Here is a 13,709-nt window from a genome sequence, read left to right on the forward strand (position 1 = left end):
ATCTAATAAAATACATCAAGAAATCTTATAAGAATTAATTTCATAGTTTGTGGAATGCTGTGGTAGAATTGCGAAAAAACTCTGATTTGATTTCATAGAAGGAGAATAAGATGCCATCTTTTGATATTGTTTCTGAACTTACCATACATGAAGTACGCAATGCAGTAGAAAATGCAAATAGGGTATTAAGTACACGTTATGATTTTCGAGGAGTTGATGCCACAATAGAACTTAATGAAAAAAATGAACTTATACGGGTTACTACAGAATCTGATTTTCAACTTGAACAGTTAATTGAAATTTTAATAGGATGCTGTATTAAACGTGGTATTGAACATACTTCCCTAGATATTCCTTCTGAAAGTGAACATCATGGTAAACTTTACACAAAAGAAATTAAATTAAAACAAGGGATTAAGTCCGATATGGCTAAGCAGCTTGTTAAACTTATTAAAGACTCTAAAATCAAGGTACAAGCTCAAATTCAAGGAGATTCCATACGCATAACAGGAAAATCCCGTGATGATTTACAATCGACAATACAGCTTGTGAAAAATGCTGAATTAGGGCAGCCTCTTCAATTTAATAATTTTCGTGATTGATTTTCCATATATATCTTCTTTCATTTAATCAATATAAAGAATCTTTTCATTGAATCTAATCGCTCAAACTTACTAGAGTGATTTCTCTGTTTTCCTATAGGCTGTAAAGAGATACTTATGTCAGAAAAACGCTACGGTGCTGATGAAATTACCGTTCTCAAAGATCTTGAACCTGTGCAACTTCGCCCAGGTATGTACACTGATACCACTCGTCCAAATCACTTAGGGCAAGAAGTAATTGATAACAGTGTCGATGAAGCGTTATCAGGTTTTGCTAATCAAATTGATGTTATCTTACATAGCGATAATTCCCTTGAAGTCGTTGATAATGGACGGGGTATGCCTGTGGATATTCACTCGACTGAAAAAATTTCAGGGGTGGAACTTATCCTAACAAAACTGCACGCAGGCGGTAAGTTCTCTAATAAAAATTACACCTTTTCAGGCGGTTTGCACGGTGTAGGGATTTCGGTTGTAAATGCCCTTTCTGAAAGTGTTGAGATCACCATTAAACGTAATGGCGAGATTTATACCATTGCTTTTGCAAATGGCGTTAAAGTGGAAGAGCTGAAAGTGATCGGTTCTTGTCCAAAACGCCAAACAGGCACAACGGTTCGCTTTTATCCAAATCCAAAATATTTTGATTCGCCGAAGTTTTCGGTTAGTCGCCTACGTCATCTATTGCGAGCCAAAGCGGTACTTTGTCCGAAATTAACGATCAATTTTACCGACCATATCAATAATACCCAAGAAACGTGGTACTACGAAGATGGCTTGCGTGATTATTTAACAGATGCATTGAAAGAATATGAATATCTGCCAAATCCTCTTTTTGTTGGTGAAGTGATTGGGGAAACTGAAGCTGTGAGTTGGGCATTAAGCTGGCTCACAGAGGGTGGCGAGCAGATTAATGAAAGCTATGTAAACTTGATTCCAACTGCACTTGGCGGCACACACGTCAATGGTTTGCGCCAAGGTTTATTTAAGGCGATGGCTGAATTTTGTGATTTTAGAAATCTGTTGCCTAAAGGTGTCAAATTAACTGCCGACGATGTTTGGGGACGTTGTTGCTATGTGCTATCGCTTAAAATGCAAGAACCACAGTTTGCAGGGCAAACCAAAGAGCGTTTATCATCACGACAAGCGGCGAGTTATGTTGAAAATAGTGTAAAAGATGCTTTTAGTTTATGGCTAAATCAAAACGTACAAGTTGCCGAACAACTGGCTGAAATGGCAATCAGTTCTGCACAAAATCGCCTTAGAGCTGAAAAAAAAGTCGTACGAAAAAAATTGGTTAGTGGGCCTGCCTTACCTGGAAAATTGGCCGATTGTATCTCACAAGATTTAACACGTACTGAGCTATTCCTTGTAGAGGGAGATTCTGCGGGCGGTTCTGCAAAACAAGCGAGAGATAAAGAGTTTCAAGCGATTTTGCCACTTAGAGGTAAGATTCTCAACACTTGGGAAGTATCACCTGATCAAGTTCTCGCGTCTACAGAAGTGCACGACATTGCTGTCGCATTAGGCATTGATCCTGACAATGAAGATCTAAGCCAACTACGTTACGGTAAAGTTTGTATTCTTGCTGATGCGGATTCAGATGGTTTGCACATTGCCACATTATTGTGTGCCTTGTTCCTCCGCCATTTCCCAACATTAGTAAAAAATGGCCACGTTTATGTTGCAATGCCGCCACTTTACCGTATTGATATTGGTAAAGATGAGGTGCATTACGCATTAGATGAATCTGAAAAAGAGGCTATTTTAACTCGTCTCGCGAAGAAAAAAGGAAAACCAAATGTTCAACGTTTTAAAGGTTTAGGTGAGATGAACCCAAGTCAATTGCGTGAAACGACAATGGATCCAAATACACGACGTCTAGTTCAGCTAACCTTAGAAGATAATAGCGATGATGAAGAGGTTTCAACCTTTGAATTAATGGATATGTTGCTTGCTAAAAAACGAGCTGAAGATCGCAAACAATGGTTACAAGATCGTGGTGATGAGGCGGATTTATAAATAAACCAAATAAAGATTGGCGTTGAAAATTAATAGTATTTTTTTATTAATTCAATAGTTTTACAAACTTATAACTATCAATGATAATACTCGTAACCTATTAATAAGCCATTTTTGGAGAAAATTCACTATGTCTAAATGTCCATTTGATCACGGATCAAAAACCTTAACAACGGCAGCAGGTGCGCCAGTTGTTGATAATGACAACACAATGTCAGCTGGCCCACGCGGTCCACTTCTTTTACAAGATGTTTGGTTTCAAGAGAAATTAGCACACTTTGCTCGTGAGCGTATTCCTGAGCGTGTGGTTCACGCTAAAGGTTCAGCAGCTTACGGTACATTTACTGTAACTGCAGATATTACTAAATACACGAAAGCTGCGGTATTTAAACCAGGTGCACAAACTGAAGTATTATTACGTTTCTCAACTGTTGCTGGCGAGCGTGGGGCTGCCGATGCAGAGCGTGATGTGCGTGGTTTCTCATTAAAATTCTATACCGAACAAGGTAACTGGGACTTAGTGGGTAACAATACACCAGTATTCTTTATCCGTGATCCATTAAAATTCCCAGATTTTATTCATACACAAAAACGTAACCCTCAAAATAACTTGCGTGATGCAAATGCAGCGTGGGATTTCTGGTCACGTCACCCTGAATCAATGCACCAAATTATGACATTGTTCTCAGATCGTGGTATTCCAGCGACTTTACGTCACATGAACGGTTACGGTAGCCACACTTATAGCTTTGTAAACGCAAACAACGAGCGTTTCTGGGTGAAATTCCACTTCAAAACACAACAAGGTCACAAATTCTTCACTAACGAAGAAGCAGCTAAAGTTGTAGGTGAAGATCGTGAGTCTAGCCAAAAAGATTTATATGAAGCGATTGAGCGTGGTGAATTCCCACGTTGGACTGTTCAAGTGCAGATTATGCCAGAAGCAGATGCTCACAAACATAACTATGCCTTTGACTTAACTAAAGTATGGCCACACGCAGATTACCCAGTGATCGAAGTGGGTGTATTAGAATTAAACCGCAACCCACAAAACTACTTCGCAGAAGTAGAACAAGCGGCATTTGCACCATCTAACATCGTTCCGGGAATCGGCTTCTCGCCAGACCGTATGTTACAAGGTCGTCTGTTCTCTTACCAAGATGCACAGCGTTACCGTTTAGGTGTAAACCACCACCAAATCCCTGTAAATGCACCAAAATGCCCATACCACACGACTCACCGTGATGGTGCAATGCGTGTAGATGCAAACGGTGGCAACCACCCTAACTATGCACCGAACCGTTTTGACACTTATGTGCCAACCCACGATCAATTACCATTACAAATTGAGCGTGAAGCCGCACACTTTAACTTCCGTGAGTACGATGAAGATTACTGCTCACAACCAGCCGCACTTTACAACTTGTTCACAGCGGAAGAAAAAGATCGCTTAGCAGGTAACTTTGCAGCAGGTTTATCAGGTGTAACTATTCCTGAAATCGTGGAAAGACAAATGGCTCACTTTGAAAAAGTTAGCACAGAATTAGCAAATGCGATTCGTCAAAAATTAGCAAAATAAGCTAATTAAAGACTTATTTTCTCCTTACACTTGTATTTGCTATACTTTAAGCCCAACCGTTTTTGTTGGGCTTTTTTCTTGGAAAGAATAAATATGGAATACCGCTATTACATTATCACAGCCGTTTCAGTTATCGCTCTTCAATTTCTGCTCTTTTGCTTTTCTAAAACAGCAACTTGGTTAGGCGATTTATCAAATAGAAGTCGTAAGATCGTTACATTTTCTATCTATATCGTTGCAAATCTGTTGATGATATTGCACGTTACACGCATTTTGCCAAACTTCCGCTTAATTGCTTTAATACTCACATTACTTTTATTTATCTTCTTCATCAGCTTCTGTTTTTGGGGGATTTATACTGTCGGCAAACAGATATTCTCGCCGAATAGCCTTAATCACTGGCTTAAAATAAGCTATATCCCTGTTTTATTCGGGTTAATTGGGCTGACTATTTACAACGCCTATTCAACCAAAGTGGTGCATTATCAAGTCACATTAGATAAACCTATACAGCCACTTAAAATTGGCGTCGCCAGCGATTTCCACTTAGGGAAATTTTTCGGGGGGAAACAGCTAGATAAGTTAGCAACCATCTTTAATCAAGAACAAGTTGATCTAATTTTGCTCCCTGGCGACATTATGGACGATAATGTTGAAGCCTATTTGGCGGAAAATATGCAACCGCATTTGGCAAAGTTAAAAGCACCGCTTGGGGTATATGCTACAATGGGAAACCACGATTTTTTTGGGGCTGAAGCTGAAATTTATCAAGAAATCACTAAAGCTGGCATTACTGTGCTATGGGATCAAGCGGTTACTTTAGACGGAAAATTTACGATCATCGGTCGTAATGATGAATTAGTGAAAAATCGCCCTGAAACAGCAGAGTTATTGGCTCTGGTAGATAAAAATTTACCCGTTTTCCTAATGGATCACCGCCCAACACAAATTGAGCAACATGCTCAACTGCCTATTGATATTCAAGTGTCGGGCCATACCCATAATGGGCAAATTTTCCCAGCGAATATCATTACTCACTTTATTTACCGACTTGCTCACGGTTATGAAAAAATCGGTAATGGACATTTTTTTGTTACTTCGGGATACGGATTTTGGGGGATACCGATGCGACTAGGTTCACAGTCGGAAGTGATGATTATTGAGGTGAAAGGGAAGTAATTACACAAAGCACAATTCAAGGCTACTTTTTAGGGGCCATTTTGCCTGTTACTCCCTATGTTTTAAATGACGCTATCCCAACAACGCCTTCAAATTTGCTTTCATCTTATCCACTTGCTCTGCATAAATCTGTTTCTTCTCTAATTCATCGATCAAATAATGAATGGTTTCAGACAAGGTCAGATCCATTTCTTTGGCTTGCTTGGACAGGCGTTGCCAGCTGGCGTATTCTAAATCGATAGATTTTTTACGGGTAGATTGCTTTTCGGCATTGAAAAAACGCTTGCGTCTTGCTCGAATAGATTGACGCATTTTCTTGCGTTGCTCAGATGTCATTTCCGCCTTAATCCATTGCTCGATCTCTTCGGGCGAGTTTTGTAAGGTGGTTAATAATTGAACTTTCAATTCGATCAAGCTCTGTTCGTCGTATTTGGTGATATTTTCGCCTTCACGATATTTTTTCAGCAAGTATTTCCATTTCCAACTTGCTTCTTGAATTTCAAGTTTTTGGTATCGCATTTTGCCTCCGAATTATTTGTGAAGTATAGCGTAATTATAGGTATAATGAAGCAAATTTCTATAAAGAGGCAAATTTGTGCAAGTATCTCCATTATCGTTGCAATCATTAAGCGTTCACTATCCTTTCAAACAGACCGATCAAGCGGTGAGATTTTTGGATTTTCAACCAAATACACAGCAGGCAATGCAACAATTTGCCCTGAGTGAATTTGGTTCGGCACTCATTTTGAAAACGGAATTATTTCCCGAATTTTTAAATGAAATCACGGACTATTTTGAAAATTTGCATTGTCAAACTGTGTTGAAAACAGAATTTAATCACCAAAGTTTATTTGGATATAGCCTTTATTTAGAAAAGGAAAACCAAATTAAAACGGTGGCAGGGGCAATTGAGCAAGCTCATAAGGGTATTCTAATTTTAAATGTGAGTGCATTATTATTAGATATTGTGCAATGGGATAAATTAAAACAAGCTCTTTTATTTGGGCAGTTTGACCCGATTATTGCGGGAAAATTACCTGAAGCAATTATGCCTATTCAATCTCAATTCAAATTGATATTAGTGGGTAGTCGAGATGATATTGCGACTTTGCATAATTATGATGAAGATTTATATCAATTTTGCCAATATGCTGAAATCGAGTCGTATTTGAATATTGATGAAGAAAATAGCGAACAATGGGGTAGCTATATCCAATCTTCAGCTAAAAAATATCTCAATAGAACCTTTTCTAAAAAAGGCTTAAATCAACTTTTACATTATTATATTCGTGAAAGTGAAAACCAGACATTAATTTCTATTTCACCGACATTATTAAAAAAACATTTATTAGGCTTACAACATTTTTATCCAAAACAAACTCAATTTAACCATATTCAAGATTATTTTGATTATTTAGAAAAACAATCTGGCGTATTAAATAAATTTGTTTTAAATGATATTTTAAATCATCAGCTTTATATTGAAACGGAAGAAGAAACCATCGGGCAAATTAACGGCTTATCTGTGGTCGAGTTTGATGGCGTTCCCCATAGTTTTGGTGAGCCATTACGCATTAGCTGTAACGTGCAATATGGTGATGGAGAAATTCACGATATTGAACGCAAAGTGGAACTGGGGGGCAATATTCACTCTAAAGGGATTATTATCGCTCAATCTTGTTTGGCAAATTTACTGGAATTACCGACACAGCTTCCGTTTTCAGCGTCCGTTGCCTTTGAGCAATCTTATGGTGAAATTGATGGTGATAGTTCATCGTTAGCCATTTTCTGCGTGCTTATCAGTGCCTTAACCAAGTTGCCGTTGCCACAATCCCTTGCGGTGACAGGGGCGATTGACCAATTTGGAAATGTGTTAAGCGTGGGCGGTGTTAATCAGAAAATTGAAGGCTTCTTCAATGTTTGTGAAGCAAGGGAATTAACAGGGAAACAAGGGGTGATTATTCCTGCGGTATGCGTTTCCCATTTGAGCTTAAAACTTGCAGTATTATCGGCGATTGAAGCAGGAAAATTTCATATTTGGGCGGTCGAAGATGTCTTTGAAGCCTTACAAATTCTGTTACAGCATCCGTTTTATGATGAAGATCTACCTGAAAATAGTGAGAAAAAATCACTTTTCGCGTTAGTTCATCAAGGGATCGAACAGAATGAAAATGAAGACGCAAGCGGTTCGATTTTCCACAAAATTCGCAAACTGTTAAAGGGTCACTGATCCGACAAGTCAGCTTACAACTGTTCGCTATTTTAAAAGTCTGTTAAGATGTGTTTATCAAGCAAACGTAACATAAACCGTCAATAACGGACTTTTCTACTTTATTACAGGAACAAAATAATGAACACTTGTACACCTAACATCAAATCAAGTTATGATTACAACGATCTTTTAGCGTCAGGACGAGGCGAACTTTTTGGTAGCGAAGGTCCACAACTGCCAGCACCGTCAATGTTGATGATGGACAGAATTACCAAAATCACCGACAAAGAAGGTCTGTTTGAGAAAGGGTATATTGAAGCGGAATTAGATATTAACCAAGATCTGCCTTTCTTTGGCTGTCACTTTATCGGCGATCCTGTAATGCCTGGTTGCTTAGGCTTAGATGCAATGTGGCAACTGGTTGGCTTTTACTTAGGCTGGGTCGGCGGTAAAGGCAAGGGCAGAGCCTTAGGGGTTGGCGAAGTGAAATTTACGGGGCAAATTCTACCGACTGCCAAAAAAGTGATTTATCGTATCAATATGAAACGAGTGATCAACCGTAAGCTCGTGATGGGGCTGGCTGATGGCGAAGTCGAAGTTGATGGCAGAATTATCTATACTGCCACAGACTTAAAAGTAGGTCTATTCCAAGATACAACATCTTTCTAATTTTTCGATCTATGTCGAAAAAATAAAAATTGCCGATTTACAAAATCCTTTCAACATCTAATATCTCTCTCACTTTGGGAGAGATATTATGTTTCGTGCGATCACTATTATTGAAACTTTATTTGCGATGAGCATAATGGCAATCGCACTCTATTTCTTTTCCCCCACCTTATTTTATTTACAAGATCATATCGTTTTAAATAATGAAATCGATCAGATAAAGTCTTTTATTTATCAAATTCAAGCTAAAGCACGTTATCAAAAACATAATTATTCTATTTCTATCAGCCAGAATTTAGCAGATAAAAAATGGTGTATGGTCGCAATTGAAAAAGTCAGTGATAAACAGATCGCTTGTAACTGTTTAAATATCGCAAGTTGTGATATTCAAAAAAGCTATTATCTCTATCAAACAGAAAACGCCGTAGTCAAAAATAATAGTTTATATCCTAAAGTTTTTATTAATGTTGATGGAAAGTCTGGGCGATTAGAGTCGAAGTGCTTAAGGGTTACGGTAAATAAAATCTATGAAATATTACAAGTGGAACAAAATGGAGTGATTAATGTTATTCAAAAAGGCAAACGCACCAGTTGTTAATCACGCATTTAGTTTGGTTGAAATATTATTATCATTATTTCTAGGTTGCATTATTTTATGGAGTTTATCTTCTTTTTATAGTGATAGCTATCGAAATCAAATCAAACAACGGGAATTATTGAATTTGCAAAAACATACTCATCAATTACTTGAATATTTTCAACAACATATTCAACATTTTAATTATCAAGGACAAAATAGAAAAGAAACAAATTATCATTTATTTGAAAATAATCATAAGCGTTATTCCCTGAACAATCCAAATTGTCTAATGTTTTTCTATGATTTAAGCAGTGATGGCTGTGTAGGTAATCGAAATAAGAAACAATCTTGCGAAACAAATGGTGTAAATAATACCAAAGATGTGAGCCAAGAATTTTTTGGTTTTAAATTTGAGAAAAAAGCGATTTTTATTTATGAAGATAGTCAAATTCAGTTCTGTTACCAAGCAGACTGTGAAAAAATTCTAACAAATTGCCAAAAAGGCAACTGGCGAAAAATGTCAGATATGTCTGATTATAATGTCGAAAATTTATCTTTTGAGTGGCTTGAGCAGAATAGATTATTGAAAATAGAACTGGCTCTCTCGTCTAGCAAAGATAACCAACTAAGATATAAAGCTACAGCTTATAGTTACCTATTAAATGGAAGTGATAAATGAAACGTTATTATTCAGCCAGTAGTTTATTAATTACCTTGATATTATTAAGCGGTCTGTTTGCAGTCATTTTTCTCAATAAAGATAGCTTATTAAAACAAGAAAAAGTGAGCCTATTCTATTATCAGCAATATCTTACCGATAAATATCAACTTATTGAAAAGTTAGCAATAGATCCTGAAATAGAATGCCAAAATCAGAAACAGACTAATGTTATTTTTGAGTTTAAGGTAATGAAATACAGTTTTCATTGTCAATTTTCATCTATTTTTGATCCTTTTAAACCAACCAAAGAAAAATATATTCAAGTGGATAAAATTGAAAACTGGTTGAATTTATTACCTTATCAATCGGAAATATATAAAATCAATCATTTAGCGGAGTTGCCAGAAAGTAGTCTAGAGAATCCAAAAATTGTGATTGCATTACAAGATATTAATGAAAAGTTAGAAAAAGATTTTTACGGTATTGTCATTACCGATTATTTATTTGATCTTACAGGAAGAAAAAGAATGTATGGCACACTTTATTCCACCTATGATAATTTACGAGAAGAAAGAAATCTCAGTTATAAAAAAGAAGTTATTCAACATCTGGAAAATAAATTTTCATCTTGGCACTATTTGCCTTATTCACGGAACATATTAGCAAATGAATAAGCTCATTAAAGCAGAAAGCCTGACATCATTAATGGTCGTTATGTTGATTTTTTCAGTGATATATTTAGCTTATAGCCGTTGGCAACATACGCAAAATAAGCAAAGCGCGCTTATTTTTCAGCAACAGCAAGCCCTACAAATTGCCGAAAATCAGATTGCGTTACTAATGGCAGGGAAGCCCTGTGAAAACGAAATCCGCCAAAATGAACAGATATTTAAGGTAGAATGTCGCAGTAATACACTTAAAGTCAGTTTTGCAAGCAGTGAGATTGTGATCACCAAATATTAAGAAATTAATGGTTTTTTGTATTGAAAGCAGTTGTATATATGAGTTTAAGAATTGGTAAAATGTGGTTGTAAACTATAACTTTAGAAATGAACATAAAAATAATTGTGAGCTTCATCACATTTCTAAAATGTTACATTGCAATAGATTGAAGTCAGGGATTGCGAGTGATAGCATTTTGCCATTTCTAAGCAATGGAATTGATGTTATGCCGTTACCAAATTATCACCAAGATCCCACTTTACTTCACATTAACACCACACCCCGTCACGCCTATTTCATCCCCTTTGCGACACAAGATAAGGTCTATCCCCTTGAGCGTGAACAATCTAGCCTATTTACCCTGCTCAATGGGGAATGGCAATTTAACTATTTTACAAGTGTGATGGATTTACCTGAAAATTTTCTTTCTCAGCCTTTTGAGCATCGCATTCCAGTGCCATCAAACTGGCAGACACAAGGCTTCGATCAACATCAATATACCAATATCAACTACCCATTTCCTTTCGATCCGCCTTATGTGCCACACGACAATCCTTGCGGTGTATATCAACGGACATTCCACTACGAGCCTAAATCGACAAAACGCTATTTACTGAATTTTGAAGGGGTGGACGCTTGTCTTTATCTCTATCTCAATCAACAATTTGTTGGCTATGGGCAAGTCAGTCATTGTACGAACGAATTTGATGTCACTGACTTTTTAATCTCTGGAGAAAATCAGCTCAATGTCGTGGTGCTTAAATGGTGTGATGGTAGCTATTTGGAAGATCAGGACAAATTCCGTATGTCAGGGATTTTCCGAGATGTTTATCTGCTGGAACGTGAACAAAATTATCTACAAGATTTCTTTATCAAAACCAGCCTGTCCGAAGCATTAGATCAAGCGGATTTATCGGTCGAATGTACCTTTGTGCAATCTCCACAACAGCTCACTTTCCAACTGTTTGATCCACAACATCGCCTAATCGCCGAACAGACAAGCGATCACTTCAAGGTAAAAATTGACAAACCACAGCTCTGGAATGCCGAACAGCCACAATTTTACACCTTACGCCTTTCCTATGGAAACGAAGTGATTGAACAAGCGGTCGGATTTCGTCGCATAGAAGTCAAAGACGGCATACTATTACTCAATAACCACCCGATCAAATTCCGTGGGGTAAACCGCCACGACAGCGATCCCCTAACAGGTTATGTTATCAGCCGTGAACAAGCAGAGCAGGACTTTAGACTGATGAAACAACATAACATCAACGCTATTCGTACCGCCCATTACCCAAATGCCCCTTGGTTTAGCGAGTTATGCGACCGCTACGGCTTCTACCTGATTAGCGAAAGTGACATCGAAAGTCACGGTGCCAGTATGCAATACGTTCCAACGCCTGAACACAGCATTTTGTTGAATGTAGCAAAACAAGATGATAACAAACGTATTCAGCAACAAACGATAGACAATTTCTGCTATTTCGCCCGACACCCAGACTACAAACAAGCGATCTTAGACCGTACCTACGCCAATGTAGAACGAGATAAAAATCGCCCATCAGTACTGATCTGGTCGCTAGGTAATGAAGCAGGTTATGGGGAAAATTTTGAAGCCAGTGCAAAATGGATCAAACAGCGAGATCCAAGCCGTCTGGTTCACTATGAAAGTGCCATTTATCAACATTCTGAACATCAAAATGATCTTACCCCGTTAGATTTTCATAGCGAAATGTACGCTAGCACCGAAGATATGGATCGCTATTTTGAACAGCCACAAACCAAGCCATTCCTACTCTGTGAATACTCACACGCAATGGGAAACTCTAACGGTGATTTAGAAGATTATTTCCAAACCTTTGAAAAATATGCAGGGGCTTGTGGTGGCTTTATCTGGGAATGGTGCGATCACGCCCCATACCTTCCAGACGGCTCAGGGCATTTCGGCTATGGCGGTGATTTTGGTGAATACCCACACGACAGCAATTTCTGTATGGACGGCTTAGTATCACCAACTCGTCAGCCCCACAGTAATCTACTCGAACTAAAAAATGTTAATCGCCCTGTTCGTGCCAGCCTTGAGCAAGGAAAAGTCTATATCAAAAACTACTTAGACTTTACCGATCTTGCCGATCATCTCACCATTTCCTACCGCCTAAGTGAAAATGGCAAAACGATCAACGAAGGGGAAATATCGGTAAATTGTCCGCCAAAACAGACCGCTTGCTTACCTATCGAATTACCGCAAGATAACGGCAAATTATGGCTACTTGAACTCAATTACCGTCAAAATCACGCCACAACCTTTGTTGAACAAGGGCATATTCTGGGCTTTGATCAGATCAAATTGTTTAACAACGCCTTTCAACCAGACCACCTTTTGCAAACTAAAGCGATAAACTCATCGCTTGTTATTGAACAGACGACACGGCATATCATCGTCAAAAATGACACCGTTGAGTATCGTTTTGATTGCAGTAAAGGGATTTTGTCTAACATTATCTATCAAGGTAAAAGCATCATTGCTCACCCCCTTGATTTTAATGTATGGCGAGCGCCGACAGACAACGACTGCCTAATTCGAACATTTTGGGAAAATGCAGGTTACGACAAGGCATATAGCCGAGCTTACCAAATGCAAGTCGATAGACAAGAAGAAAGTGTTATTGTCACCGCAGATTGCGCAATAGTCGCTACGGCAAAAGAGCCGATTGTTCGCTTACAGGTGAAATATCACCTAACGGCTGACGGCAACATTACTCTTCAGGTGCAAGGCAAACGCAACCCCCATTTGCCCTATTTACCCCGTTTCGGCTTACGTTTTTTCCTTGAAAAGGACAATAGTCAGCTAGAGTATTTCGGCTATGGCGAGAGTGAAAGTTACATCGACAAACACCACGCAAGCCGACTAGGTCTATACCAAACCACTGCCGAGCAAAATCATCAAGACTACGTCAAACCACAGGAAAACGGCAGTCACTACGGTTGTGAATATCTTCACACCCAAGATCTCGAGATTACCGCACCACAGCCGTTCAGCTTCAATTTTTCCCCTTATACACAGGAAGAATTGACCCTGAAAAAACATCATTACGAGCTAGAAAAATCGCCGTATCACATTCTGTGTGTCGATTATAAAATGAGTGGTATTGGTTCGAACTCTTGTGGGCCGAATTTGAAAGAGGGGTATCGGATAAATGATAAAGAGATAAGCTGGATAATTCAGCTATATATGAATACCTAATATAAAATGACATGAGTAA

At 38.2% G+C, this 13,709-nt stretch carries 12 protein-coding genes; 11 read left to right on the forward strand and 1 reads right to left on the reverse strand.

The window, feature by feature from the left end; all coding sequences use genetic code 11:
- Positions 1 to 110: 110 nt before the first annotated feature.
- From B0183_RS03105 to B0183_RS03120, 4 genes are all read left to right on the forward strand, one after another.
- Positions 111 to 602 carry a YajQ family cyclic di-GMP-binding protein gene (locus B0183_RS03105; protein ID WP_021110466.1) on the forward strand — a complete coding sequence of 164 codons (492 nt, stop codon included), beginning with the start codon at positions 111 to 113 and terminating at the stop codon, positions 600 to 602.
- Positions 603 to 719: 117 nt separating this feature from the next.
- Positions 720 to 2,621, forward strand: a complete 1,902-nt coding sequence (gene parE / locus B0183_RS03110; protein ID WP_021114589.1) for a DNA topoisomerase IV subunit B — start codon at positions 720 to 722, stop codon at positions 2,619 to 2,621.
- Positions 2,622 to 2,751: 130 nt separating this feature from the next.
- Complete coding sequence (locus tag B0183_RS03115) at positions 2,752 to 4,200, forward strand: catalase (protein ID WP_078208312.1); 1,449 nt, start codon at positions 2,752 to 2,754, stop codon at positions 4,198 to 4,200.
- A gap of 93 nt (positions 4,201 to 4,293) precedes the next feature.
- The gene (locus tag B0183_RS03120) at positions 4,294 to 5,379 is read left to right on the forward strand and encodes a metallophosphoesterase (protein ID WP_021118708.1); all 1,086 of its coding nucleotides are present in this window, start codon (positions 4,294 to 4,296) and stop codon (positions 5,377 to 5,379) included.
- 72 nt (positions 5,380 to 5,451) lie between these two features.
- Here the strand turns inward: B0183_RS03120 and matP are convergent, their stop codons facing one another.
- On the reverse strand, positions 5,452 to 5,898 hold the full coding sequence (matP, locus tag B0183_RS03125) for a macrodomain Ter protein MatP (protein WP_005710580.1): 447 nt from the start codon (positions 5,896 to 5,898) through the stop codon (positions 5,452 to 5,454).
- Positions 5,899 to 5,974: 76 nt separating this feature from the next.
- Here matP and B0183_RS03130 point away from each other — a divergent pair, with 76 nt between their 5' ends.
- The 7 genes from B0183_RS03130 to B0183_RS03160 all read left to right on the forward strand — a co-directional run bounded on the left by B0183_RS03130 (position 5,975) and on the right by B0183_RS03160 (position 13,690).
- Positions 5,975 to 7,609: an AAA family ATPase gene (locus B0183_RS03130; RefSeq protein WP_078208313.1), complete on the forward strand. Its 1,635-nt coding sequence runs from the start codon at positions 5,975 to 5,977 to the stop codon at positions 7,607 to 7,609.
- Between the two features lie 120 nt (positions 7,610 to 7,729).
- Positions 7,730 to 8,260, forward strand: a complete 531-nt coding sequence (gene fabA / locus B0183_RS03135) for a bifunctional 3-hydroxydecanoyl-ACP dehydratase/trans-2-decenoyl-ACP isomerase (protein WP_005710584.1) — start codon at positions 7,730 to 7,732, stop codon at positions 8,258 to 8,260.
- Positions 8,261 to 8,348: 88 nt separating this feature from the next.
- Positions 8,349 to 8,858 carry a pilus assembly FimT family protein gene (locus tag B0183_RS03140; RefSeq protein ID WP_005710586.1) on the forward strand — a complete coding sequence of 170 codons (510 nt, stop codon included), beginning with the start codon at positions 8,349 to 8,351 and terminating at the stop codon, positions 8,856 to 8,858.
- Complete coding sequence (locus B0183_RS03145; RefSeq protein ID WP_021117911.1) at positions 8,824 to 9,519, forward strand: hypothetical protein; 696 nt, start codon at positions 8,824 to 8,826, stop codon at positions 9,517 to 9,519. The genes B0183_RS03140 and B0183_RS03145 overlap by 35 nt, the downstream gene beginning before the upstream one ends.
- A complete protein-coding gene (locus B0183_RS03150) occupies positions 9,516 to 10,175 on the forward strand; it encodes a DUF2572 family protein (protein WP_021113387.1) in 660 nt (219 codons plus the stop codon). Before B0183_RS03145 ends, B0183_RS03150 begins: the two co-directional genes overlap by 4 nt.
- Complete coding sequence (locus B0183_RS03155; protein WP_021116569.1) at positions 10,168 to 10,464, forward strand: DUF5374 domain-containing protein; 297 nt, start codon at positions 10,168 to 10,170, stop codon at positions 10,462 to 10,464. Before B0183_RS03150 ends, B0183_RS03155 begins: the two co-directional genes overlap by 8 nt.
- A 205-nt stretch (positions 10,465 to 10,669) precedes the next feature.
- A complete protein-coding gene (locus tag B0183_RS03160) occupies positions 10,670 to 13,690 on the forward strand; it encodes a glycoside hydrolase family 2 TIM barrel-domain containing protein (protein ID WP_078208314.1) in 3,021 nt (1,006 codons plus the stop codon).
- Positions 13,691 to 13,709 lie beyond the last annotated feature (19 nt).

The sequence above is a fragment of the Glaesserella parasuis genome, assembly GCF_002015085.1.
In the GTDB taxonomy this organism is placed as follows: Bacteria; Pseudomonadota; Gammaproteobacteria; order Enterobacterales; family Pasteurellaceae; genus Glaesserella; species Glaesserella parasuis.

Excerpts from the sequence above, each read along its gene's own strand:
- B0183_RS03155 (WP_021116569.1), top strand. The coding sequence starts at position 10,168 with ATGAATAAGCTCATTAAAGCAGAAAGCCTGACATCATTAATGGTCGTT.
- B0183_RS03160 (WP_078208314.1), top strand. The coding sequence starts at position 10,670 with ATGCCGTTACCAAATTATCACCAAGATCCCACTTTACTTCACATTAAC.
- B0183_RS03115 (WP_078208312.1), top strand. The coding sequence starts at position 2,752 with ATGTCTAAATGTCCATTTGATCACGGATCAAAAACCTTAACAACGGCA.
- fabA (WP_005710584.1), top strand. The coding sequence starts at position 7,730 with ATGAACACTTGTACACCTAACATCAAATCAAGTTATGATTACAACGAT.
- matP (WP_005710580.1), bottom strand. The coding sequence starts at position 5,898 with ATGCGATACCAAAAACTTGAAATTCAAGAAGCAAGTTGGAAATGGAAA.
- B0183_RS03105 (WP_021110466.1), top strand. The coding sequence starts at position 111 with ATGCCATCTTTTGATATTGTTTCTGAACTTACCATACATGAAGTACGC.
- B0183_RS03145 (WP_021117911.1), top strand. The coding sequence starts at position 8,824 with ATGTTATTCAAAAAGGCAAACGCACCAGTTGTTAATCACGCATTTAGT.
- B0183_RS03150 (WP_021113387.1), top strand. The coding sequence starts at position 9,516 with ATGAAACGTTATTATTCAGCCAGTAGTTTATTAATTACCTTGATATTA.
- B0183_RS03140 (WP_005710586.1), top strand. The coding sequence starts at position 8,349 with ATGTTTCGTGCGATCACTATTATTGAAACTTTATTTGCGATGAGCATA.
- parE (WP_021114589.1), top strand. The coding sequence starts at position 720 with ATGTCAGAAAAACGCTACGGTGCTGATGAAATTACCGTTCTCAAAGAT.
- B0183_RS03120 (WP_021118708.1), top strand. The coding sequence starts at position 4,294 with ATGGAATACCGCTATTACATTATCACAGCCGTTTCAGTTATCGCTCTT.